At 60.3% G+C, this 22,173-nt stretch carries 23 protein-coding genes; 19 read left to right on the top strand and 4 right to left on the bottom strand.

Going from position 1 to position 22,173, the window contains the following annotated elements; genetic code table 11:
* Positions 1 to 36 precede the first annotated feature (36 nt).
* The 10 genes from hemF (at position 37) to RHM62_RS05660 (ending at position 9,874) form a co-directional block, all read left to right on the top strand.
* The gene (hemF, locus tag RHM62_RS05705) at positions 37 to 951 is read left to right on the top strand and encodes an oxygen-dependent coproporphyrinogen oxidase (protein WP_322124580.1); all 915 of its coding nucleotides are present in this window, start codon (positions 37 to 39) and stop codon (positions 949 to 951) included.
* Complete coding sequence (locus tag RHM62_RS05700; protein ID WP_416172290.1) at positions 948 to 1,601, top strand: nicotinate-nucleotide adenylyltransferase; 654 nt, start codon at positions 948 to 950, stop codon at positions 1,599 to 1,601. Before hemF ends, RHM62_RS05700 begins: the two co-directional genes overlap by 4 nt.
* Positions 1,602 to 2,282, top strand: coding sequence for a ribosome silencing factor (gene rsfS, locus RHM62_RS05695; protein ID WP_009667246.1), 681 nt, complete (start codon positions 1,602 to 1,604; stop codon positions 2,280 to 2,282).
* A 12-nt stretch (positions 2,283 to 2,294) separates the two neighbouring features.
* Positions 2,295 to 2,765, top strand: a complete 471-nt coding sequence (gene rlmH, locus RHM62_RS05690) for a 23S rRNA (pseudouridine(1915)-N(3))-methyltransferase RlmH (RefSeq protein ID WP_322124579.1) — start codon at positions 2,295 to 2,297, stop codon at positions 2,763 to 2,765.
* A 5-nt stretch (positions 2,766 to 2,770) separates the two neighbouring features.
* Positions 2,771 to 3,391, top strand: coding sequence for a Maf family protein (locus tag RHM62_RS05685; protein WP_322124578.1), 621 nt, complete (start codon positions 2,771 to 2,773; stop codon positions 3,389 to 3,391).
* Positions 3,388 to 4,851, top strand: coding sequence for a ribonuclease G (gene rng / locus RHM62_RS05680; RefSeq protein ID WP_322124577.1), 1,464 nt, complete (start codon positions 3,388 to 3,390; stop codon positions 4,849 to 4,851). The genes RHM62_RS05685 and rng overlap by 4 nt, the downstream gene beginning before the upstream one ends.
* A 91-nt stretch (positions 4,852 to 4,942) precedes the next feature.
* Complete coding sequence (locus RHM62_RS05675; protein WP_322124576.1) at positions 4,943 to 7,363, top strand: Cache 3/Cache 2 fusion domain-containing protein; 2,421 nt, start codon at positions 4,943 to 4,945, stop codon at positions 7,361 to 7,363.
* Entirely contained in the window at positions 7,320 to 8,285 is a 966-nt protein-coding gene (hutG, locus tag RHM62_RS05670; RefSeq protein ID WP_322124575.1) for a formimidoylglutamase, read from the top strand. The genes RHM62_RS05675 and hutG overlap by 44 nt, the downstream gene beginning before the upstream one ends.
* Positions 8,282 to 9,337, top strand: a complete 1,056-nt coding sequence (locus RHM62_RS05665) for a nitronate monooxygenase (protein ID WP_322124574.1) — start codon at positions 8,282 to 8,284, stop codon at positions 9,335 to 9,337. The genes hutG and RHM62_RS05665 overlap by 4 nt, the downstream gene beginning before the upstream one ends.
* 45 nt (positions 9,338 to 9,382) lie before the next feature.
* The gene (locus RHM62_RS05660; protein ID WP_322124573.1) at positions 9,383 to 9,874 is read left to right on the top strand and encodes a type II toxin-antitoxin system Phd/YefM family antitoxin; all 492 of its coding nucleotides are present in this window, start codon (positions 9,383 to 9,385) and stop codon (positions 9,872 to 9,874) included.
* A gap of 252 nt (positions 9,875 to 10,126) precedes the next feature.
* On the opposite strand, the gene RHM62_RS05655 is transcribed toward RHM62_RS05660, so the two are convergent.
* Both RHM62_RS05655 and purM read right to left on the bottom strand, forming a co-directional pair.
* Positions 10,127 to 10,969 carry a PhzF family phenazine biosynthesis protein gene (locus tag RHM62_RS05655; RefSeq protein WP_322125332.1) on the bottom strand — a complete coding sequence of 281 codons (843 nt, stop codon included), beginning with the start codon at positions 10,967 to 10,969 and terminating at the stop codon, positions 10,127 to 10,129.
* Between the two features lie 57 nt (positions 10,970 to 11,026).
* On the bottom strand, positions 11,027 to 12,070 hold the full coding sequence (gene purM / locus RHM62_RS05650) for a phosphoribosylformylglycinamidine cyclo-ligase (protein WP_322124572.1): 1,044 nt from the start codon (positions 12,068 to 12,070) through the stop codon (positions 11,027 to 11,029).
* Positions 12,071 to 12,259: 189 nt separating this feature from the next.
* On the opposite strand from purM, the gene hda reads away from it, so the two are divergent.
* From hda to RHM62_RS05610, 8 genes are all read left to right on the top strand, one after another.
* Entirely contained in the window at positions 12,260 to 12,943 is a 684-nt protein-coding gene (hda, locus tag RHM62_RS05645) for a DnaA regulatory inactivator Hda (RefSeq protein ID WP_322125331.1), read from the top strand.
* Positions 12,940 to 13,623 carry an HAD family hydrolase gene (locus RHM62_RS05640; protein WP_322124571.1) on the top strand — a complete coding sequence of 228 codons (684 nt, stop codon included), beginning with the start codon at positions 12,940 to 12,942 and terminating at the stop codon, positions 13,621 to 13,623. Before hda ends, RHM62_RS05640 begins: the two co-directional genes overlap by 4 nt.
* Positions 13,620 to 14,987 carry a polynucleotide adenylyltransferase PcnB gene (pcnB, locus tag RHM62_RS05635; RefSeq protein ID WP_322124570.1) on the top strand — a complete coding sequence of 456 codons (1,368 nt, stop codon included), beginning with the start codon at positions 13,620 to 13,622 and terminating at the stop codon, positions 14,985 to 14,987. Before RHM62_RS05640 ends, pcnB begins: the two co-directional genes overlap by 4 nt.
* Positions 14,984 to 15,457 (top strand): 2-amino-4-hydroxy-6-hydroxymethyldihydropteridine diphosphokinase, encoded by a 474-nt coding sequence (gene folK / locus RHM62_RS05630; protein WP_322124569.1) that lies wholly within the window; start codon positions 14,984 to 14,986, stop codon positions 15,455 to 15,457. The genes pcnB and folK overlap by 4 nt, the downstream gene beginning before the upstream one ends.
* Before the next feature lie 76 nt (positions 15,458 to 15,533).
* On the top strand, positions 15,534 to 16,175 hold the full coding sequence (locus tag RHM62_RS05625) for a deoxynucleoside kinase (RefSeq protein WP_009667816.1): 642 nt from the start codon (positions 15,534 to 15,536) through the stop codon (positions 16,173 to 16,175).
* Positions 16,176 to 16,177: 2 nt separating this feature from the next.
* Positions 16,178 to 17,008: a 3-methyl-2-oxobutanoate hydroxymethyltransferase gene (panB, locus tag RHM62_RS05620; protein ID WP_322124568.1), complete on the top strand. Its 831-nt coding sequence runs from the start codon at positions 16,178 to 16,180 to the stop codon at positions 17,006 to 17,008.
* Positions 17,009 to 17,055: 47 nt separating this feature from the next.
* Positions 17,056 to 18,858 carry a GspE/PulE family protein gene (locus RHM62_RS05615; protein ID WP_322124567.1) on the top strand — a complete coding sequence of 601 codons (1,803 nt, stop codon included), beginning with the start codon at positions 17,056 to 17,058 and terminating at the stop codon, positions 18,856 to 18,858.
* A gap of 217 nt (positions 18,859 to 19,075) precedes the next feature.
* On the top strand, positions 19,076 to 19,567 hold the full coding sequence (locus tag RHM62_RS05610) for a hypothetical protein (protein ID WP_322124566.1): 492 nt from the start codon (positions 19,076 to 19,078) through the stop codon (positions 19,565 to 19,567).
* Between the two features lie 65 nt (positions 19,568 to 19,632).
* On the opposite strand, the gene RHM62_RS05605 is transcribed toward RHM62_RS05610, so the two are convergent.
* Both RHM62_RS05605 and RHM62_RS05600 read right to left on the bottom strand, forming a co-directional pair.
* Entirely contained in the window at positions 19,633 to 19,938 is a 306-nt protein-coding gene (locus tag RHM62_RS05605) for a hypothetical protein (RefSeq protein WP_322124565.1), read from the bottom strand.
* Positions 19,939 to 20,038: 100 nt separating this feature from the next.
* Entirely contained in the window at positions 20,039 to 20,941 is a 903-nt protein-coding gene (locus RHM62_RS05600) for an SDR family oxidoreductase (RefSeq protein ID WP_322124564.1), read from the bottom strand.
* Positions 20,942 to 20,953: 12 nt separating this feature from the next.
* Between RHM62_RS05600 and RHM62_RS05595 the strand changes: the two genes are divergently transcribed.
* Positions 20,954 to 21,997 (top strand): CDP-6-deoxy-delta-3,4-glucoseen reductase, encoded by a 1,044-nt coding sequence (locus tag RHM62_RS05595; RefSeq protein ID WP_322124563.1) that lies wholly within the window; start codon positions 20,954 to 20,956, stop codon positions 21,995 to 21,997.
* Positions 21,998 to 22,173: the final 176 nt, after the last annotated feature.

Genomic DNA, 22,173 nt, shown 5'->3' with positions numbered 1-22,173 from the left:
TACAATCCGTTCTCGATTATTTATCCTTTCCACGGAATGTCCCTCGCCATCACAACCGCCTCCACCATCAAGACCTACCTGCTCGATTTGCAGGAACGCATCGTCAGCGCACTGGCGGCAATCGACGGCCAGCCGTTTTCGACCGATGCGTGGCAACGTCCCGAAGGCGGCGGCGGTATCTCGCGCATCATCGAAGACGGCAATGTATTCGAACGCGGCGGGGTCGGTTTTTCGCATGTGACCGGCAAAAACCTGCCGCCGTCGGCAGCGGCCAACCGCCCCGAGATCGCCGGTCGCGAATGGGAAGCGATGGGCGTCTCGCTGGTGCTGCATCCGCGCAATCCGCTGGCACCAACGGTGCACATGAACGTGCGTTTCTTCATGGCGACGGCCCCCGGCGAAGCGCCGGTCTGGTGGTTCGGCGGCGGCATGGACCTGACGCCGTATTACGGTTTCGAAGACGATGCGCGGCATTTTCACCAAACCTGTTTCGATGCGCTGGCACCGTTCGGCGAGGACCTGCATCCGCGCTTCAAAAAGTGGTGCGACGAGTATTTTTTCCTGAAGCACCGGCAGGAACCGCGCGGCATCGGCGGGATTTTCTTTGATGATTTCCATGCGCTGGGCCTGGACCGCAGCAGCGCGATGATGCAAAGCGTCGGCGACTCTTTCCTGGCTGCCTACCTGCCCATCCTGCAGCGCCGCAAGGATTTGCCCTTCGACGAAACCCAGCGCGATTTCCAGGCCTACCGGCGCGGACGGTATGTCGAGTTCAACCTGGTGTATGATCGCGGCACTTTGTTTGGCCTGCAGTCGGGTGGACGGACCGAATCGATCCTGATGTCGATGCCGCCCGTGGTCAAATGGCGCTACAACTGGACACCGCTTCCCGGCACGGCAGAGGCGGCGTTATACGAACAATTCCTGGTGCAGCGGGACTGGCTGGCGTGAGTCGCCACTGCATCGCCATCCTCGGAGGCAGTTTCGATCCGGTACACAGCGGTCACGTCGCGCTGGCGCACCATTTTGTCGACTTGCTGAAACCGGATGAGTTACGCATCCTGCCTGCTGGCAATCCCTGGCAAAAACATGGCCTCGAAGCTTCCGGCGCGCAGCGCGTCGCGATGCTGGAACGGGCATTTCAGCAGCAAGACGTGCCTGTACTGATCGACCAGCGCGAATTGCAAAGCACCGATCCGACGTTCACCATCGATACCCTGCGGGCACTGCGTGCCGAACTGGGCCCGGCGGTGTCGCTGGTGTTTCTGATGGGGGCGGATCAGTTGCAGCATCTCGATACCTGGAATGGCTGGCGCGAGCTGTTTGATTTTGCCCATGTGTGCGCGGCAGCACGCCCGGGGTTTGCACTCGATGGCCCGCAAGTACCGGACGAGGTCCGGCAAGCATTCGAACACCGCGCTGGCACGCCAGCGCAAATCCGTACCACGCCGCAAGGCAAGACGTTTCTCGCCCCGAACCTGGCGGTGGATATTTCCGCTACTGAAATTCGTGCCGCCCTGCGTCAGGGGAAACAACCCGACACGCTGGTCCCGCACGCGGTGCTGGACTACATTCAACAACATCATCTCTATAAAAGCTAAATGGATATCAAACAATTGCAAGCCCTCGTCATCGATGCACTGGAAGACGTCAAGGCCCAAGAAATCAAGGTCTTCGACACAGTCCATCTGACCAGCCTGTTCGACCGCATCGTGGTCGCCTCGGGTACCTCGAACCGTCAGACCAAGGCACTGGCTGCCTCGGTGCGCGACAAGGTCAAGGACAACGGCGGCACCATCCTCAGCGTCGAAGGCGAGACCACCGGCGAATGGGTACTGGTCGATCTGGGCGACATGATCGTCCACATCATGCAGCCTGCCATCCGCGCGTACTACCGCCTCGAAGAAATCTGGGGCGAAAAAGAAGTCAAGTTCGGCTCCGCCGTCCGTATCTCGAAGCGCACTGCGTCGGAGCCGGAAGACGAGGCCCCGAAGAAAGCCGGCCGTCATCTGACCGCCAGCCAGACCACGCTCGACGATGCGCCGAAAAAAGCCACCCGCAAGCCGGCCGCTAAAGCCGAAGACGGATCAGTGCGCGCCAAGAAGGTGCCTGCTGCCAAGAAGCCAGTCGGCAAGACCATCAAGATCGCCGTCACCAAGAGCGCCACGGCTGCCGCTGCGGTCAAGAAAGATCGCATCATCAAGGAAAAGAAAATCGTCGCCGAGCGCGGTATTCCGGTCAAACGCGCACGCGCTCCTGCCAAACCAAAAGCTGCCGAATAAGGGCGGCGCGCGATGCAGCTGATCATCGCGGCGGTCGGGCACAAAATGCCCGCGTGGATAGAAACCGGTTTCGGCGAGTATGCCAAGCGCATGCCGCCGGAGTGCCGGTTGCAGCTCAAGGAAATCAAACCGGTCGAGCGCTCCAGCAGCAAAACCGCCGGGACCGCGATGGCGCTCGAACGCACCCGCATCGAAGCCGTGCTGCCGAAAGGCACACGCATTATTGCGCTCGATGAACACGGGCGCGACCTCACTTCCGTACAACTCTCGCAGCAACTGACCAGCTGGCAACAGGATGGGCGCGATGTCGCCTTCATCATCGGCGGTGCTGACGGGCTCGACCCGCACTTCAAGGCCAATGCCGACATGCTGTTGCGCATTTCCAGCCTGACACTGCCGCATGGCATGGTGCGCGTGGTGCTGGCCGAGCAGTTGTACCGGGCCTGGTCGATCACGCAAAACCATCCGTATCACCGGGTCTGAACGGCATGCGCCCTAACGATCAAAAAATCTACCTTGCCTCGAAAAGCCCGCGCCGGCGCGAACTGCTGCGCCAGATCGGCGTTGATTTCGAACTGCTGCTGTTGCGCGACCGGAGCGGGCGCGTGGCTGATGTCACCGAGCTGGTGATGCCGGGCGAAGCCGCTGCCGACTATGTCCATCGTGTCACGCGTGAAAAAGCCGATGCCGCAATGCGGCTCATCGTGGCGCGGCATTTGCCGATGCGCCCCGTGCTCAGTGCCGATACCACCGTGGTGCTGGACCAGGACATCCTCGGCAAGCCGGCCAACCAGGCCGAGGCCAGCGCGATGCTGCGTCGCTTGTCAGGTCGCACACATCAGGTTCTCACCAGCGTGGCACTGCGCTGCGATGATGCGATCTGGCAAATCACGCAGTGTTCTGATGTCACTTTCGCCGCTTTGCCGGAAGAAACAATACGGGCATACTGTGCCGGGATGGAACCCTATGACAAGGCCGGCGGCTACGGCATTCAGGGCACCGCGGCGAGTTTCATTGTGCATGTGGCGGGCAGTTATTCCGGCATCATGGGCTTGCCGCTTTTCGACACTGCACAACTCCTCAGACAAGCCGGATTGCGATTGCCATGAACGAAGACATACTGATCAATATCACCCCGCAGGAAACCCGTGTCGCGCTGATCCTGCAAGGTGCGGTGCAGGAACTGCACATCGAACGCACGCTGTCGCGCGGCATGGCCGGCAATATTTATCTGGGTAAGGTTGCACGGGTCCTGCCCGGCATGCAATCTGCCTTCATCGACATCGGACTGGAGCGGGCTGCCTTCCTGCATGTTGCTGATATCTGGGAAGCACGCAGTCACGACGGGCCGGCCACACCGATGCTGCCGATCGAAAAATTGCTATTCGACGGCATGGCCGTCACGGTCCAGGTGATCAAGGATCCGATCGGCACCAAGGGTGCGCGGCTATCGACGCAAATTTCGATTGCCGGTCGCATGCTGGTGTACCTGCCGCAGGATTCGCATATCGGCATTTCGCAGCGCATCGAAAAGGAATCCGAACGCGAAGCGCTGCGCGGCAAAGTGCAGAAGCTATTGCCACCCGAAGAAAAAGGTGGCTTCATCATCCGCACGATGGCCGAGGATGCGTCCGAAGCAGACCTGCAGATGGATATCGATTACTTGCGCAAGACCTGGTCGACCATCGCCGCCAGTGCCAAAAGCAAGCCGCCGACCTCACTGCTGCATCAGGACCTGAGCCTGGCGCAACGCGTGCTGCGCGACTTCGTCGGCGACGACACATCAACCATCCAGGTCGATTCGCGCGAAAACTTTTTGATGCTGCAGCAGTTCGGTACCAGCTACACGCCGTCGGTACTGACCCGCCTGAGCCATTACACCGGCGAGCGGCCGCTGTTCGATCTGTACGGCGTCGAAGAAGAAATCCAGCGTGCGCTGGGCCGGCGCGTCGACCTGAAATCCGGCGGCTACCTGATCGTCGACCAGACCGAAGCGATGACCACCATCGACGTCAATACCGGCAGCTACGTCAACGGCCGCAACTTCGACGACACCATCTTCAAGACCAACCTCGAAGCTGCCCATGCGATTGCGCGCCAGCTGCGTCTGCGTAATCTGGGCGGCATCATCATCCTCGATTTCATTGACATGGAAAACGCCGAGCATCGCGGCAGTGTACTCAGCGAATTGCACAAGGCGCTGGCGCGCGATCGCACCAAGATGTCGGTGTCGGGATTCTCAGCACTGGGGCTGGTCGAGATGACGCGCAAGCGCACCCGCGAATCACTGGCACGCATCCTGTGCGAAACCTGCCCGGCCTGCAGCGGTCGCGGCCAGGTCAAGACCGCCCGCACCATCTGCTACGAAATCCTGCGCGAACTGCTGCGCGAAGCCAAGCAATTCAACCCGCGCGAGTTCCGCATCCTGGCCTCGCAAATCGTCGTCGACATGTTCCTCGAAGAAGAATCACAGCATCTGGCCATGCTGGGCGACTTCATCGGCAAGCCGATTTCGCTGCAGGTCGAAACGGTGTATCAGCAGGAGCAGTACGATATTATTTTGATGTAGGGCAACATTTAGACTGACAGTTACCTACCAGCATCAGATAATACCGAACCGGTAGTTCCATGCTGCCGGTAACTACATTCAGGATATCCTCATGTCTGCATCAAACACCACGTTCAGCAAGCTCGGCATCGGCATCAAGCTGTCTTTTGCGACCTTCATTCTCACGGCGGTGATCTTCGCCATCTATGCATGGTCCCTCGGCGCGGCGAACGCGCGACTGACGGAGCAGCGTGCCACCGCCGAAATCGGTATCCAGACCAAAGCTGTCATTGACATGATCGACATGTTCGACCATGCGGTTACCGATGAAGCCGTGCGCGCCGGCAAGCTGTTCGCCAGTAATTTTCCTGCCCCGTTTTCGCTCGACCTCAGCCGCAATATCGATGTGAACGGCAAGCCGACACCGGCATTGCGCAACGGTGAAACCGATCTGAATATGGATTTCACGATCCCGGACAAATTCACCGCCACCAGCGGCGTCCCGGCGACCATCTTCGTCAAGAGCGGTAGCGATTTCATGCGTATCTCGACCTCGCTCAAAAAAGAAAACGGTGATCGTGCGATCGGCACAGCGCTGGACCGCACGCATCCTGCGTATGCATTGCTCACTGCCGGCCAGTCGTATTCCGGCATTGCCACCTTGTTCGGCAAGGATTACATCACCAGCTACGATCCGATCCGCGATGCCTCCGGCAATGTGATCGGCGTGCTGTTCGTCGGCGTCAACATTGTCGAACCCATGAAATCGCTGAAAGAAAAAATCAGCTCCATCAAGGTCGGCACAACCGGTTATTTCTATGTCCTCAATGCCAAACCCGGTGCCGACCTCGGCAAGGTGATTGTCCATCCAACCGTGCAGGGCAAAAATATGATGGAAACCAAGGACAGTGCAGGACGCCTGTTTGCCAAAGACATGCTCGAGATGAAAAAAGGCGAGATCCGCTATTCGTGGATGAATGCCGAAGCAGGCGACACCACACCCGCCGAAAAAATCGTCGCATTTGATATCTATCCACGCTGGAACTGGATGGTCGCAGGCGGCTCCTACACCAGCGAATTCACAAAAGAGATTGCTGAATTACGCAACCGCTATGCGCTGTTTGGCGTGCTGGCCGTGCTGGCACTGGTTGGCCTGCTGTTCCTGCTGGTACGCAAGATGGTGACGCAGCCATTGCAACGCGCCACCGATGCCGCCCAGCGCCTCGCCACGGGTGACCTGACGGTGAGCGTGGTCGTGGACCGCAGCGACGAAATCGGCGTACTGCTCGACGCCATCAATGGCGTCAGCGCCGGCCTCGGCAAAGTGGTTGCACAGGTGCGGGACGCCGCCGGTCAGATCACGGTGTCGTCCAGCGAAATCGCTACCGGCACAGCGGATTTGTCGGCCCGTACCGAATCGCAAGCCAGTTCGCTGGAAGAAACCTCGAGCGCGATGGAGGAACTGGCCGCAACCGTCAAGCAGAATGCAGAGAACGCCCTGAGAGCCAACAAGCTGGTGCAGAGCGCCTCGGCTGTCGCACTGGAAGGCGGCCAGACTGTCACCGATGTGGTCTCGACGATGAGCGCGATCAAGCTCAGTTCCGGCAAGATCGTCGACATCATTGGCGTCATCGACGGCATCGCCTTCCAAACCAATATTCTGGCGCTCAATGCGGCGGTCGAAGCGGCCCGCGCCGGAGAGCAGGGTCGCGGCTTCGCGGTCGTCGCCTCGGAAGTACGCAGCCTGGCGCAGCGCTCGGCGGGTGCTGCGAAAGAAATCAAGGCCTTGATCGCCGACTCGGTCGACAAGGTCGATGCCGGCGGCAAACTGGTCGACGAGGCCGGCAAGACGATGCGCGCCATCGTCGAATCGGTCCAGAAAATCACCGTCATCATGTCCGAAATCACCGACGCCAGCAGCGAGCAAAGTACCGGCATCGAGCACGTCAATCAGGCCATCGTCGAGATCGACGAGATGACGCAGCAAAACGCGGCGTTAGTCGAGCAGGCCTCGGCGGCGGCGCTGAGCATGGAAGAACAGGCGCGCTTGCTGGTCGACCGGGTCGCCACCTTCCGTATCGATGCGAACGGGATGTCAACGCCGGCAACGCCACCTAAAAAAGCCGCCATCGTGGCTGTCAGAATCACACCGACGGCGAAAAAGCCGGGGCGAAAGCCAGTGCTCTGCCCGCTCCGCGCAAGCCGGCACCACCCGCGGCAACCGATGACTGGGAAGAGTTCTGACCTGACAGAAACCCTCACCATCCGCCTGTTTTACGCCGACCTCGAGTCGGCGTTTTTCATGGCCAATGGCGCTATCGGGGATGGCGCTTCCCCGATGGGTGCACAATGCACCAACGACGACCGGTGCATCCGTACGAGTGACACGCCCGTGCACCGGTCCAGAACAGGGAAGTCGATGATGCCTGACACATATCCAGGTCCATGTTGCAGCACACCGTACGCTGCACTTATTCAGGAGTACCGCGATGAAACAGCTTCCCGACTTGCGCCGCTGGCACGGCCGTATTGATGTTGAAGAAGGTCCTACCGGCGAGCGCTGGCACCAGCGCATGCAATGCGTCAATGCCGACACGGATCCGGCGATCGTCCTGCTCGGATTCTTGTGCGATGCCGGCATCCAGCGCAACCACGGCCGCACCGGTGCCTACAACGGACCGGCCGCCATCCGCGCCGTGCTGGGCAACATCCCGCTGCGCGGCAGCAACCGGGTCGCCGATGGTGGCGATGTCTGCTGCACCTGGAAGGCCAACGAGGATGGACTGGAAGTCGCGCAGAAGGAGCTGACAGCCGCCGTTGCCGCCTTGCTCGACCAACAGCACCGGCCCATCGTGCTCGGTGGCGGTCATGAAATGTCGGTCGGCTCGTTCGGCGGACTGGCGCAACACCTGTCGACCGGCAGCAACGCACCGCGTATCGGCATCCTCAATCTGGATACCCACTTCAATTTGCGCATGACTGAACGCGCCACTTCCGGCACGCCATTCCGCCAGATCGCCGATGACTGCAAAGAGCGCGGCTGGGACTTCAATTACTGCTGCCTCGGTATCAGCCGCTTTGCCAACACGCCGTCGCTGTTTGATCGCGCCGAAACGCTGGGCGTGCGCTGGCGCCTCGATGAGCAAATGACTGCGCTCGATGCCGATGCCATCCGCGACATGCTCGACGAATTTCTGGCCGGGGTCGATCATCTGTACTTCTCGATCGGGCTCGACGTCCTGCCGGCAGACACCGCACCGGGGGTCAGTGCACCGGCCGTGCGCGGCATCAGCCTCGATATGGTCGAGATGATCGTTGATATGGCTGCCGCCAGCGGTAAGTTGCGCGTGGCCGATATCGCCGAACTCAGTCCCGAGTACGACATTGACCATCGTACGGCCCGTTTGGCCGCACGCCTGGTGGCACGCCTGGCCTATGACTGGCGCGCCGCATGACGCGCCTGCAAGCCTTGCTGGGAATCGCCCTGCCGATCGTGCAAGCGCCGATGGCCGGGGTGCAAGGCAGCGCGCTGGCGATTGCGGTATCGAACGCCGGTGCGCTGGGCTCGCTGCCCTGTGCCATGTTGTCCGGCGATGGACTGCGCGGCGAGCTGCAATTGATGCGCTCGCAGACCAGCCTGCCGTACAACGTCAATTTCTTTTGCCACACGCCGGCGCAACCCGACATCTCCCGCGATGCTGCCTGGCACGCCGCCTTGCAGCCTTATTACGAAGCGTTCGGAATGGATATCAATGCACAGCCGGCCGGTCCCGGTCGCGCACCGTTCAGCGCCACTGTCGCCGATGTACTGGAAGAATTCCGTCCGCCTGTGGTGAGCTTCCATTTCGGGCTGCCCGAAGCGGCACTGCTGGCACGGGTCAAAAACTGGGGAGCAAAGGTCATTTCCACGGCAACCACGGTCGACGAAGCGCGCTGGCTGGAAGCCCATGGTGCCGATGCGATCATCGCGCAAGGACTCGAAGCCGGCGGCCATCGCGGCATGTTCCGCACCGATGACCTGAGCACGCAGAGCGGCACGTTCGCGCTGCTGCCGCAAGTCGTACACGCCGTGTCGCTGCCGGTGATCGCCGCCGGCGGTATCGCCGATGCAGCCGGCGTGGCCGCCGCGCTCGCACTGGGAGCCGCCGGCGTGCAGGTTGGCACCGCCTACCTGCTCTGCCCGGAAGCCACCACCAGCGCCATCCACCGCGCCGCCCTGCAGGATGAATCCGCGCGCCACACCGCACTGACCAACCTCTTCAGCGGCCGGCCGGCACGCGGCATCGTCAACCGGATCATGCGCGAACTGGGACCGATCGGCACCGTCGTACCCGGATTTCCGCTGGCGACCGCGGCCATCGCACCACTACGGGCACATGCCGAAAAAATGGGCAGCGGAGATTTCACGCCCTTGTGGGCGGGGCAGAATGTGGCGGGGTGCAGAGAGGTATCGGCGCGGGAATTGACCTTGGGACTGGCGACGATGGCGACTATACCGCGCCGATAATAATCGCTAAAGTAGCTATTATTGTTTTGAGCGGCTAGGAAAACCATGGACACCTACACGGCCAAAGAAGCCAAAAATCGACTAGGAGAAGTTTTTCGCGCGGCGTTGCGGGAGCCGGTCGTGATCACGCAGCATGGGAAACCCGCCATCTGCATCATGTCGATCGACAATTCACTGATACAAAGAGCCGCATCGTCGAACACGCAGGATGTCCTTGACGACATCAAGCACCGGATTTCATGCGAAGTACTAGCGTCGTTCCCGATAGGCATGATCAAAGACCGGTCCAGAGAAAATATCGCCCGTTGGCGTCGTAACGGTACGACGGGACTCGCCTATGAAGAGTGGCTGGACATCATCGACAGTGACGATGACGGCAAGTTGATTAACGCGATGGTGGGCCTGAACGAAAATAGCAACCGACTGCGGCAGTCCATCCCTTATGTCGGGATGCTGCACAAATCACTAGTCCGGGAATTAAATGAGAAAATCCGAAGTGGAACACGTACTGAGGGCGGCAGCAGCGATCGTCGGTGACAACGAATTCATCATCATCGGAAGTCAGTCACTGCATGGGAAATATCCCGACCTCGCCGGCTGATCAACGCAGAGACAATCCGATTGAGGCTGCGCGAAACACGCGTTTCATCAGAAAAGATGGCGTCGATGACTACACTGCTGGCGATACTGATTCGCCAGGCAGAGGGGGAAGCGCAGTAACTTGAATTAGATTGCACACAATTAAACGTGTTGTCAGTGTCCTGAAACCGGCGCTCTCGATCCTTTGGATCAAAACCCGCCCTGCCCCGAAAATAAGGTCATCGTCCTGCCGCCCACCCACACCCCACCCTGCGCATCCACGCTAATGTGAATACGGCCTGCACGACCGAGCCGGCCTCCCTGCGATGCGAAGTACGGTGCCTGCGCGCGACCGGTCGCCAGCAGCCACTGCGCCGTGGAGGCATTGAGGCTGCCGGTCACCGGATCTTCGCAGATGGCACCGTGATGGTCGGTCAGGAAGGCGCGCAATTCGAACGCCGCGTCGCTGCCCGCCGGATACGGGCCGACCACGCCCAGATCAAGGCGCACCGGAGAATCCCGCTGCGGTTCCAGCGCCAGCACCGCCTCGGCCGACGCGAGCAACACCACCATCCATCCCGGTCCGTTATCGGCCCATTGCGCGTCAACAATGGCCGTGCGATCGATACGCAGGAAGCGCGCCATCTCCAGCAAGGCCGGCTCAGAAACCGGTCCGCTGCGGATGAGCGGCGGCGCGGCAAACGCCAGTGTCGAGTCGTCACGCCGGAGCGGGATCAGGCCGGCGCCGCATTGCTGGATGATCTCGTGTTCATGCCGGGGCTTGCCGCCATCCGACAGCCAGGCGTGGCAACTGCCCAGCGTCGGATGTCCGGCAAAAGGCAGTTCGCGATCGAGCGTAAAAATACGCAGACGATAGTCGGCAAGGGGATCATCGGGGGTCAGCAGGAACGCGGTTTCGGACAGGTTCAGCCATCGTGTGATGGCCTGCATCTGTTCGGTAGAGAGATCGTCGGCATCCGATACGACTGCCAGCGGATTACCGGTAAAAGGCTGCTCGCTGAACACGTCGACCAACTGGAAACGATGCGTCATCGACATGGGACAGCCTTTTCTGATGCGGCAGGTCGGGCGACCTGCCGTTAACTACTTCTATTCGACCTGCGTCTGATGCTCGCCATCCTGCCGCTCGCGCACAACACCGATGCGCGACACGGTCTCGCCGGCGTCGGTCAGCTGTGCCATTGCTGCATCGGCATCTTCCTTGGCAACGATCACGACCATGCCGATACCGCAATTGAAGACGCGATGCATCTCGGCATCGGCCACATTGCCATGCATCTGCAACCAGTTGAACAGCGGCGGCATGACCCAGGAATTTTTTTGTAGTACGACGGTCAAATGACTCTGCAACACGCGCGGTACATTTTCGACCAGTCCGCCGCCGGTGATGTGGACCATACCCTTGATCTCCATCGAGGCCATCAGTGCCAGCAGTGGCTTGACGTAAATACGGGTGGGGGCCATCAGCGTGTCGGCCAGCGTGCGACCGTGGAAATCGGCATCGAGGTCCGGCTTGGCCATCGCGATGATCTTGCGCACCAGCGAATAACCGTTCGAATGCGCGCCGCTCGATGCCAGTCCGAGCACCACGTCACCGGATTTGATTTTGCTGCCATCGATGATTTTTGATTTCTCGACCGCGCCGACAGCGAAGCCGGCCAGGTCGTATTCGCCATCCGGATACATGCTCGGCATCTCGGCGGTTTCGCCACCGATAAGGGCACAACCGGCTTGCTCGCAACCGAAGGCGATACCCTTGATGACATCGGTAGCAGTGGCCACATCGAGCTTGCCGCAGGCGAAATAATCGAGGAAGAACAGTGGCTCGGCACCTTGCACCAGGATATCGTTGACGCTCATCGCAACCAGGTCGATGCCCACGGTGTCGTGGCGATTGAGGTGGAAGGCCAGCTTGAGCTTGGTGCCGACGCCGTCGGTACCGGAGACCAGCACCGGCTCCTTGAACTTCTTGCTGACTTCGAACATGGCACCGAAACCGCCGATACCGGCCAGTACGCCTTCACGGGCGGTGCGTTTTGCGAAAGGCTTGATGGCTTCGACCAGCGCATCGCCGGCATCCATGTCAACACCCGCATCGCGGTAAGAAAGAGAAACGTTTGCAGGGGAACTCATGATGTGATTGGCAGCGGAGGCGGTAAAATAGGCGGTTGAAACAAAGGTCATTGCGAACCACGACCTTTGCAGAAGCCGCCATTTTATCAAACCGCGCCCCCGAGCTCCCAGTTCATGACAATTTCTTTCTACCAGGCTAGCTAGACCCCGATGGCAGTCACTCCTGACCCGACCCCTTACTGCCCGCCGATGCGCCAGATGCTGCTCGATTTGCCCGGCGAAAAACCGCAGAACCTCGACAATTTCGAACCCGGTCGCAATACCGAATTGCTGGCCCTGCTGAGCCAGCATGCGTATGGCGACAAGCTGCCGCTCAGTGCCCGCTTTGTGTATTGCTGGGGCGAAGCCGGTGCCGGCAAAAGCCATCTGCTGCATGCACTCAACACCACCGCCAGCACGCGTCTGATCGGCCCGGATTCGCCCGCCGCCAGCTTCATCCACTCGCCCGATATCGGGCTGTATCTGCTCGATGATTGCGACCGTCTGTCCGACGACCTGCAGATCGCCGCGTTCGGTCTGTTTAACCAGATCCGTGAATACGGCGGTGCCCTGATTTCCAGCGGTGCCTTGCCACCGGCCCGGCTGGACTTGCGCGAAGACTTGCGCACACGGCTGGGCTGGGGCCTGATTTATGAAGTCCATGGTCTGACTGACGATGAAAAAATCGCTGCCCTGACGCTGGCTGCCCGCACCCGCGGATTTGCGCTCGCAACCGGCGTGTTACCCTACCTCATCACCCACTTCCGGCGCGACATGCGCTCCCTTTCCGCAATGCTCGACGAACTGGATCAATACTCTCTCGAGACCAAACGGCCAGTCACCCTGCCGCTGCTGCGCGAACTCCTGCAACGTGAAAGCACTTTGTCACCATGAGCAATCTGGCCATCTTCGACCTCGACCATACGCTCCTGCCGCTCGACTCCGATTATGAGTGGGGCCAATTCATTTGCCGCATCGGCGCCGTCAATACCGAGGCCTTTGCCAAACGCAATGCGACCTTCTTCGCGCAATACCAGGACGGTACGCTGGACCCGGTCGAATATCTCGAATTCGCCTTCGGCACGCTGTCCGGTTTTCCGCGCGCGCAGCTCGATGCGTGGCACCAGCAGTTCATGCACGAAGTTATCGTGCCGGCGATCCGCCCCGTTGCACTGGCACTGGTCAGGCAACATCAGGATGCCGGTGACGAAACCCTGATCATTACCGCCACTAACCGCTTCATCACGGCACCAATCGCCCGGGCATTCGGCGTGGCCAACCTGATTGCCGCCGAGGCCGAGCACGATGACGCCGGCGAATTCACCGGCAAGTCGCGCGGCACGCCGCCGTTCGGTGCCGGCAAAGTCACCAACCTCGGCCTCTGGCTGGCGGCGACCGAGCGCCAGCTGGATGACTTCGATACCAGCTACTTTTACAGCGACTCGCAAAACGATATTCCGCTGTTGTCGCTGGTGACGCATCCGGTGGCGACCAATCCTAATGCCTTGCTGGCCGCGCATGCCCATGCGCAGGGCTGGCCTACCCTCGACCTGTTCGGTGTTCCTGCCCAATGATTACAAAATTCTTCCGCCGCATCCTGGGCAGCAAATCCAAACCAATTGACCGCAGCATTCCGGTCATGCTGAGTGCCAAAGAACATGGCATCGATCCGAAGCTGGTGTCATCGAATGCCATCCGTGTCACGCAAGGCCTGCAACAGGCCGGCTTCAAGGCCTTCCTGGTCGGTGGCGCGGTGCGCGACCTGCTGCTCGGGATCAAACCGAAAGACTTTGACATCGCCACCAATGCGACCCCTGAACAGGTGCGCAAGTTGTTCCGCCGCGCCTTCATCATCGGTCGCCGCTTCCAGATCGTGCATGTGATGTTCGGTCAGGATTTGCTCGAAGTGACAACCTTCCGCGGTGCCTCGGTGGACGCTGCACCGAAGGATGAGCATGGCCGCGTGCTGCGCGATAACACCTTCGGCGAGCAGCACGAAGATGCGATCCGGCGCGACTTCACGATCAATGCGATGTACTACGATCCTGATTCGCAAACGGTGCTCGATTACCACGGCGGCATGGCCGATATCCGCAACAAGACCTTGCGCATCATCGGCGTGCCGGAAGAGCGCTATCGCGAAGATCCGGTGCGTCTGCTGCGCGTGGTGCGCTTTGCGGCCAAGCTCGATTTCACGATCGATGCCGCCACCGCAGCGCCGATCAAGACGATGGCACCGCTGATCAACAACGTGCCGGCGGCGCGCGTGTTCGACGAAATGCTCAAGCTGCTGATGAGCGGTCACGCAATGGCCTGCCTGCACCATCTGCGCAAGGAAGGCCTGCATCACGGCCTGCTGCCGCTGCTCGACGTGGTGCTGGAACAACCGCTCGGCGAAAAGTTCGTCCGGCTCGCGCTAGCCAGCACCGACGCGCGCGTCAAGCAGGGTAAGCCGGTATCGCCGGGCTTCCTGTTTGCGTCCTTGCTGTGGCATCAGGTACTCGAAAAATGGACCGCCTATCAGGCCGCCGGCGAAGCCTCGATTCCGGCGCTGCATCTGGCCGCTGACGATGTGCTCGACAGCCAGACCGAAAAACTCTCGCTGCAACGCAAGATCGCCTCCGACATGCGCGACATCTGGGCGATGCAGCCGCGCTTCGAACGGCGCACCGGCAAGGCCCCGTACAAGCTGCTGGAAAACCTGCGCCTGCGTGCCGGCTATGACTTCCTGTTGCTGCGCTGTGCTTCCGGCGAAATCGATGCCGAGCTGGGCGAGTGGTGGACCGATTTCATGGAAGGCGACATCGGCGCGCGCGAGCAGTTGCAAACGCAGAAACCACGCAGTAGCGACACCAGCGGCGCACCCAAACGCGCCAAGCGCCGCAGCGGACGCGGCCGCGCCAAACCGGAAGGTGGTACCAGCGAAGGCGGCGAGTGACGATTGCCTATGTCGGTCTGGGTGCCAATCTTGGCAATGCGCGCGAGACCGTAGAACGCGCGCTGCTGGCCATCGATGCGCTACCGGCGACCCGACTGAAGGCGCAGTCAAGCCTGTTTCGTAGCGCGCCCATCGCGTCGACCGGGGACGATTATGTCAATGCCGTGGCGCAGATCGACACGAGCTTGACTGCGCCCGCCCTGCTGGCGCAATTGCAGCAGATAGAATTGGCCTTCGGACGGGAACGGCCGTATCCGAACGCGCCGCGTACGCTGGACCTCGATGTGCTGCTGTTCGGCAGCGAACAGCACCAGAGTGCAACGCTGACGGTGCCGCATCCGCGCCTGACGCAGCGCGCCTTCACGCTAATCCCGTTGTTGCAGCTTGATGCGCTGATCGGCATTCCCGGCTACGGGCCGGCACATACCTACGTCGATGGCGTCGCCGGGCAAGTCATACAAAAAATGTAGCGCCGGTTGTTCATGGTTGGTACCGTGCGGCTGGCTGTCTGTGACGTTGTGATGGGTGGACTTACTTCAAAAGATCATGAATTTCGATAAATACAATTACATCGTTGTTGAAGGTCCGATCGGTGTCGGCAAATCCTCCCTCGCACAAAAGCTCGGCGAGAATTTCGGTGCGCAACTGCTGCTCGAACGCCCCGAAGAGAATCCCTTCCTCGAACGTTTCTATCGCGATGCCGAACGCTACGCGCTGCCGACGCAGATGTTCTTTCTGTTCCAGCGCATGAACCAGTTGCGCGATCTGGCGCAAACAGATTTTTTCAATGCCTCGCTGGTATCCGATTTCCTGATCGACAAGGACCCGCTGTTTGCCCGCCTGACGCTGGGCGATGACGAGCTCAACCTGTACCAGCAGATGTACGACAACCTGCATCCGCAAGCACCGGTGCCGGACCTGGTGATCTATCTGCAAGCCGAGCCGGCCACCCTGATCGAACGCGTGCGCAAGCGTGGCGTGACCGTCGAAGCCGGCATCTCGGAAAACTATCTGACGCGCGTGTGCGAAAGCTACAGCCGTTTTTTCTATCACTACGACGCGGCGCCACTGCTCATCGTCAATGCCGACCACTTCAATCCGATCGAGCGCGACGAAGACTTCAACCAGCTGGTGATGCGCATCCGGAACATGCGCGGCAAGCGCGAGTTCTTTAACCTCGGGGAATGACGATGGCAGGATATCTGCAAGAAAACCAGAGCGCCGGTCGCAACAAGCCGGTCACTATCCACACGCTGGCAGCACTGCGCCAGGCCGGCGAAAAAATCACGATGCTGACCTGCTACGACGCCAGCTTTTCGGCACTGATGGATCGCTGCGGCATCGACATTATGCTGGTCGGCGATTCGCTCGGCATGGTCAGCCAGGGCCACGACTCGACCTTGCCGGTGACGGTGGCCGACATGGCTTACCACACCGCCTGCGTTGCACGCGGCAACCACACGGCGATGCTGATGGCCGACCTGCCCTTCGGCAGTTATGCCACGCCTGAGAGCGCCTATGCCAATGCGGTGTTGCTGATGCAGGCCGGCGCGCAGATCGTCAAGCTCGAAGGCGGCCACTGGCTGGTCGAAACGGTACGTTTCCTGACCGAGCGCGGCGTGCCGGTCTGCGCCCACCTCGGCCTGACACCGCAATCGGTGCATCAGCTCGGCGGCTACAAGGTGCAAGGCAAGTCGGTCGCCAGCGCCGACCAACTCAAATCCGATGCGCTCGCACTGCAAGCCGCCGGTGCTGCCGTGATGCTGTTCGAAGCCATTCCGGCGGCACTCGGCAAGGAAGCAACCACATTGCTGGCGATTCCGACCATAGGTATCGGAGCCGGTCCCGATTGTTCTGGCCAGGTGCTGGTGATGCATGACATGCTGGGAGCGTTTCCGGGTCGCAAGGCACGCTTCGTGAAAAACTTCATGGACGGACAAGGCAGTATCGATGGTGCCGTCAGCGCCTACATCAAGGCGGTCAAGGAAGGGACCTTCCCGGCTGCGGAACACTGCTTCTGAAACACCTGCCGATCCGCCGTCCATCACTCAGCGAAAGCGCGCCCGCCATGTCCGCTCAACCGGTTCCCGTCGTCAAGGCCAACAGCAAGTTCATCGACCTGCAGCAGGTGTTCACGTGGTTACTGGCTGACGGCATCGTCGAAAAAGCCGACGTCAAGGCGCGCTTCACCGCCGCACAAGGCATCCTGCGCAATGCCACGCTGACCATGCATCCGCTGACGGCCGTGGCGCAATCGAAGCTGACCTCGGCACTGCCACCGCACCGCGCGCTAACGCTGGACATGCTCACCGAGTGGATGGCCGGCAAGGTCAACTTGCCGTTCTATCGCATCGACCCGCTGAAAATCGACTTCACCAAAGTCGCCGACGTGATGTCGGCCAGCTACGCGGCGCGCTTCCATATCCTGCCAATCGAACTGACGGCGACCGAACTGATTGTCGCGACGGCCGAGCCGTTTTCGGTCGACTGGCTGGCCGAGATCGCCAAGATTACCCGGCGCAGCGTGCGACTGGTGGTCGCCAGCCCGCTCGATATTGCGCAGTACACTGCACAATTTTTCACGCTGGCCAAATCCATCAAGGGGGCCCACAAACTCAACGGCCAGGACATCGCCACGCGCCACAATTTCGAGCAGCTGGTCGAACTCGGGCAAGGCAACCGGCAGGTCGATGCCAACGACCAGCACATCATCAACATCGTCGACTGGCTGTGGCAATACGCGTTCGAACAGCGCGCCTCGGACATCCACCTCGAACCCAAGCGCGACTTCAGCGCGATCCGCTTCCGTATCGATGGCGTGCTGCACCAGGTCTACCAGGTGCCGGCCACGGTGATGATTGCGATGACTGCGCGCATCAAGCTGCTGGGTCGCATGGACGTCATCGAAAAACGCCGTCCGCTCGATGGCCGCATCAAGACCCGCACACCGCAAGGCCAGGAAATCGAGCTGCGCCTGTCCACGCTGCCGACCGTCTTCGGCGAAAAGCTGGTGATGCGGATTTTCGATCCCGAGGTGGTCGTCAAGACCTTGCCGGAGCTCGGCTTCCCGCCCGCCGATGCGCTGCGCTGGGACACGCTGACCAAGCGCGCGCACGGCATCATCCTCGTCACCGGTCCGACCGGCTCCGGCAAGACCACCACGCTCTACACCACGCTCAAGGCACTGGCGACGTCCGAGGTCAATGTCTGCACCGTCGAAGACCCGATCGAAATGGTCGAGCCGTCGTTTAACCAGATGCAGATCCAGCACGGCATCGACCTGACGTTTGCCGATGGCGTGCGCGCGCTGATGCGGCAGGATCCGGACATCATCATGGTCGGTGAAATCCGCGACCTCGAAACGGCCGAGATGGCCATTCAGGCTGCGCTCACCGGACATCTGGTGCTATCGACGCTGCACACCAACGACGCCCCGTCGGCGGTGATGCGCCTGCTCGAACTCGGCGTGCCGTACTACCTGCTTGAAAGCACGTTGATCGGCATCATGGCGCAGCGGCTGGTGCGGACCTTATGCAGCCATTGCAAGACACCCGATGGCGCACTGCAGGACGAAGTCTGGGCCAGCCTGACCGAAGGATTCAGCATTCCGAAACCCGCTGCGATCTATCGACCGGTCGGTTGTACCGAATGCCGCCATACCGGTTTTCGGGGCCGCACCGGACTGTACGAATTGCTGATGGTGTCGCAACCTTTCTCGAAACTGATCAAGGCTGAAAGCGACATCCACGCCTTGCGCCAGCAAAGCATCCACGACGGCATGCAACCGCTGCGCGTCGCCGGCGCCATGAAAATCATCGATGGCACCACGACGGCCGAAGAGGTGCTGAAGGTGACTTCGTCGCTGACCTGAGGCGCTCGCGTGCCGGCTATTACGCCAGCCCTGTCTACGAAGCGGTAAAACATCCTTACCAGCAAGTAGCGCTTGCCGGATAAACCACCTCCTTGTGCAGACCAGCCGTTACATACGCTCACAAAGCAAGCCGAAACCGGGTCAACGAGCCTCACTGGCTGGCGTTATTGACTGCACTGCAAGCCATCCCGGCTGCTGACTCTGCCAAGGAAATACAATGAACAAGTTAATCGCTACCCTGATCGCCGGTCTGTTTGCTTCGTCAGTTTTTGCTCAAGCTCCAGCCCCCCTTGCTGCCCCTGCAACACCGGCCGTCGTCAAGGCCGAAGCCAAAGCCGCCAAGGCAGATACCAAGGCAGTGAGCGCCGAAGTCAAGACCGATGCCAAAGCCGACGCGTCCGTCAACAAAGCCGTGACCAAGGCAGAAACCCAGAAAGCCAAGGCCCACACAAAGTCGGCAAAAGCCAAAGCTGAAGCAAAACATGATGTCGCCGCTGCCGCACCAGCAGACAAGACCAAAGCTGAAGCCAAGGCTGACATGACCAGCGCAAAAGCCGATGCCAAAGCTGAAAAAACCAGCATCAAGGCCGATGAAAAAGTCGGCATGACAAAGGTTGAAGCCGGTGCCGACAAGATGAAAGCAAAATCGGAAACCGCAGCAGTCAAGGCCGAAGGCAAAGCCGACGTGAAAGCAGCAACCGTTAAATAATCACCCGCTCTCTCCATAAAAAAGACAGGCAATGCCTGTCTTTTTTGTGGGCGAAGCAGAAAAATCTACTTCTTCATTGCCGGTGCATGCATGGATTTCATGTCGACCATTCCATCTTTGTTCTTTGGCATCGCATCAAACATTTTTTCATGGTGCTTCATGAATTCTTCCTTCGAAATCATGCCGTCGCCGTTGGCGTCCATGTCCTTCATCATCGCTGCGTGCTTGCCGCCTTTGTCGTGCTTCATCATCGGCTTGGCACCGTCGGCCGGCATCGGTGCCATCGGTGCTGCGGTGTGGCTGGCTGCAAACGCGGCGGAAGACAGGCAAAACAGTGCGCCGGTAACAAGCATCGTTGATAAGTTTTTCATGATGGTTCCTTGGTCGTAGTGAGTTTCGGAAAACGGAAGCTTCATCCTAACCGAAACCAGCCACCCGTCCATGCGTTGGCTCACTTAGCCCGCACGCTTCTCAATCGCTTGCGGCCGATTCAATTGCACGCAATGCATCTGCCACCGTCGGATACTGCAGCCGCACGCCGAGTTCCTGCTTCAATCGCCGGTTGCTCAACTGCCGTGATTCCGACATGAACGACAGCAGCATCGGCGACACCAGCTCACGCAATTCGGTGCGTGGCAGGCGCGGCGGTCTTGGCATGCCGAAGGCGTCGGCCACCGTATCGAAATACTCGCCCATCTTCATTGCCGAATCATCGACGGTGTGTACGACCCGGTTTGGCTGCAGCCGGAACAAGGTGGTGGCAATGATGCGCGCCAGATCATCGGCATGGATATGGTTGGTGTAGACGTCATCGGCGGCGACCAGCGCCGGCGTGCCCTTGCGCAAACGCTCCAGCGGCAAGCGGTCCGCGCCATAAATCCCGGGCACGCGCAGGATGCCAAGACGGCCATGCACGCGGCGGGCCCAGCGCCGTAAAACCTGCTCGGCATCGACCCGCCGTCTGGCACGGGCATTGACCGGATTGACCGGCCGGGTTTCATCGATCAGCGCGCCACCGCAATCGCCATACACGCCGCTGGTGCTGACATAAACGACAGTGGCTGCGTCGGGTAAAATGGAACACAAATTACGCGTACGCCGGTCGGTCGTGCCGTCGCTTTGCGGTGGTGCCAGATGCACGACATAGCGGGCCAGGCGGGATAGCCGGGCCAGGCTATCCGGTTCATCCAGATTGGCGACGATGGGTATCGCCCCTGCGGCACGCAATTCGGCGACCCGGCCAGGCTGGCTGGTCACGGCGAACACGCGAAAGCGTGCATGCAACAGTGGCAGCAGGCGCATGCCGACGTCGCCACAACCGATGATCAGCAAACGCGGCAAGCCGATTTTTTTCGTAGTCAGACTTTTATTCATGTTCAGGATTGTATGACTTTCCAGATTACCGTCGCTCCTAGCGGCCACCAGTTCAGCTGCGCTGCCGATGAAACCGTCCTGGCCGCGGCCATCCGCGCCGGCGTCGGCCTGCCGTATGGCTGCAAGAACGGCGCCTGCGGCAGTTGCAAAGGCAAGCTCCTCAGTGGCTCTGTCACTCACGGCACGCATCAGGCCAAGGCCTTGTCAGTCGCCGAAGAAGAAACCGGTGGCGCGCTATTTTGCTGCGCGACCCCGCACAGCGACTTGCAGATCGAAGTGCGCGAAGTCGCCGGCATCGGTGAGTTCCCGATCAAGAAATTGCCGTCGCGCGTGGCGAAGCTCGAACGCCTGACCGACGACGTGATGCTGCTGGCACTGCAATTGCCGGCCAGCGAGCGGCTGCAATACCGCGCCGGCCAATACATCGAATTCTTGCTCAAGGATGGCAAGCGCCGCAGTTACAGCATGGCCAACGCGCCGCATCTCGATGAACAGATCACGCTGCACATCCGTCATACACCTGGCGGCCTGTTCACCGATCCTGTGTTCAACACGATGAAAGAGCGCGACATCCTGCGCTTCGAAGGTCCCCACGGCACCTTTTTCCTGCGTGATGACTCCGCCAAGCCGATGGTACTGGTCGCCTCCGGCACCGGCTTTGCGCCTATCAAGGCCATCATCGAACAAGCCATCCACAAAAAAAGCGGTCGCCCGATGGCCTTGTACTGGGGCGGTCGCCGGCCGCAGGATTTGTACATGAATGCGCTGTGCGAAGAATGGGCCCGCACCGTACCCGGCTTCACTTATGTGCCGGTCGTATCGAATGCGCTGCCCGAAGACCACTGGCTGGGCCGCACCGATTTTGTCCACCGCGCCGTGATGGACGACATGCCCGACCTGAGCGGCCACCAGGTCTATGCCTGCGGCGTGCCGGTCATGGTCGATGCGGCCCAACGCGAGTTCGTGGCAGTCTGTCATTTGCCGGAAGACGAATTCTTCGCTGACGCGTTCACCAGCGAAGCCGATATCGCCGCCAATGCCACGGTCGCCGGATGAATTAAAAAAACGTTTTGACGCACTGCGACAAACGCCCTACCATCGGCTGCATGACACCCACCAAACCCAACGCGCGACGTCGACCCGGACTGCCTCAGTCAGGAAAGCCGCGCGGGTGATTGTTCACTAATCCCGATGCCACAGGCTAATCCTGTGGCTTTTTTTTCGTCTGCTTT

Origin of the sequence: Actimicrobium sp. CCC2.4, assembly GCF_034347385.1 — a bacterium.
Taxonomy (GTDB): Bacteria; Pseudomonadota; Gammaproteobacteria; order Burkholderiales; family Burkholderiaceae_D; genus Actimicrobium.
This window is presented reverse-complemented; position numbering and strand designations above follow the sequence as displayed.

What these genes read in the sequence shown, in the direction of transcription:
- hemF (WP_322124580.1), top strand. Translation starts at nt 37, where the DNA reads ATGTCCCTCGCCATCACAACCGCCTCCACCATCAAGACCTACCTGCTC.
- rsfS (WP_009667246.1), top strand. Translation starts at nt 1,602, where the DNA reads ATGGATATCAAACAATTGCAAGCCCTCGTCATCGATGCACTGGAAGAC.
- rlmH (WP_322124579.1), top strand. Translation starts at nt 2,295, where the DNA reads ATGCAGCTGATCATCGCGGCGGTCGGGCACAAAATGCCCGCGTGGATA.
- RHM62_RS05685 (WP_322124578.1), top strand. Translation starts at nt 2,771, where the DNA reads ATGCGCCCTAACGATCAAAAAATCTACCTTGCCTCGAAAAGCCCGCGC.
- rng (WP_322124577.1), top strand. Translation starts at nt 3,388, where the DNA reads ATGAACGAAGACATACTGATCAATATCACCCCGCAGGAAACCCGTGTC.
- RHM62_RS05675 (WP_322124576.1), top strand. Translation starts at nt 4,943, where the DNA reads ATGTCTGCATCAAACACCACGTTCAGCAAGCTCGGCATCGGCATCAAG.
- hutG (WP_322124575.1), top strand. Translation starts at nt 7,320, where the DNA reads ATGAAACAGCTTCCCGACTTGCGCCGCTGGCACGGCCGTATTGATGTT.
- RHM62_RS05665 (WP_322124574.1), top strand. Translation starts at nt 8,282, where the DNA reads ATGACGCGCCTGCAAGCCTTGCTGGGAATCGCCCTGCCGATCGTGCAA.
- RHM62_RS05660 (WP_322124573.1), top strand. Translation starts at nt 9,383, where the DNA reads ATGGACACCTACACGGCCAAAGAAGCCAAAAATCGACTAGGAGAAGTT.
- RHM62_RS05655 (WP_322125332.1), bottom strand. Translation starts at nt 10,969, where the DNA reads ATGACGCATCGTTTCCAGTTGGTCGACGTGTTCAGCGAGCAGCCTTTT.
- purM (WP_322124572.1), bottom strand. Translation starts at nt 12,070, where the DNA reads ATGAGTTCCCCTGCAAACGTTTCTCTTTCTTACCGCGATGCGGGTGTT.
- hda (WP_322125331.1), top strand. Translation starts at nt 12,260, where the DNA reads ATGCGCCAGATGCTGCTCGATTTGCCCGGCGAAAAACCGCAGAACCTC.
- RHM62_RS05640 (WP_322124571.1), top strand. Translation starts at nt 12,940, where the DNA reads ATGAGCAATCTGGCCATCTTCGACCTCGACCATACGCTCCTGCCGCTC.
- pcnB (WP_322124570.1), top strand. Translation starts at nt 13,620, where the DNA reads ATGATTACAAAATTCTTCCGCCGCATCCTGGGCAGCAAATCCAAACCA.
- RHM62_RS05625 (WP_009667816.1), top strand. Translation starts at nt 15,534, where the DNA reads ATGAATTTCGATAAATACAATTACATCGTTGTTGAAGGTCCGATCGGT.
- panB (WP_322124568.1), top strand. Translation starts at nt 16,178, where the DNA reads ATGGCAGGATATCTGCAAGAAAACCAGAGCGCCGGTCGCAACAAGCCG.
- RHM62_RS05615 (WP_322124567.1), top strand. Translation starts at nt 17,056, where the DNA reads ATGTCCGCTCAACCGGTTCCCGTCGTCAAGGCCAACAGCAAGTTCATC.
- RHM62_RS05610 (WP_322124566.1), top strand. Translation starts at nt 19,076, where the DNA reads ATGAACAAGTTAATCGCTACCCTGATCGCCGGTCTGTTTGCTTCGTCA.
- RHM62_RS05605 (WP_322124565.1), bottom strand. Translation starts at nt 19,938, where the DNA reads ATGAAAAACTTATCAACGATGCTTGTTACCGGCGCACTGTTTTGCCTG.
- RHM62_RS05600 (WP_322124564.1), bottom strand. Translation starts at nt 20,941, where the DNA reads ATGAATAAAAGTCTGACTACGAAAAAAATCGGCTTGCCGCGTTTGCTG.
- RHM62_RS05595 (WP_322124563.1), top strand. Translation starts at nt 20,954, where the DNA reads ATGACTTTCCAGATTACCGTCGCTCCTAGCGGCCACCAGTTCAGCTGC.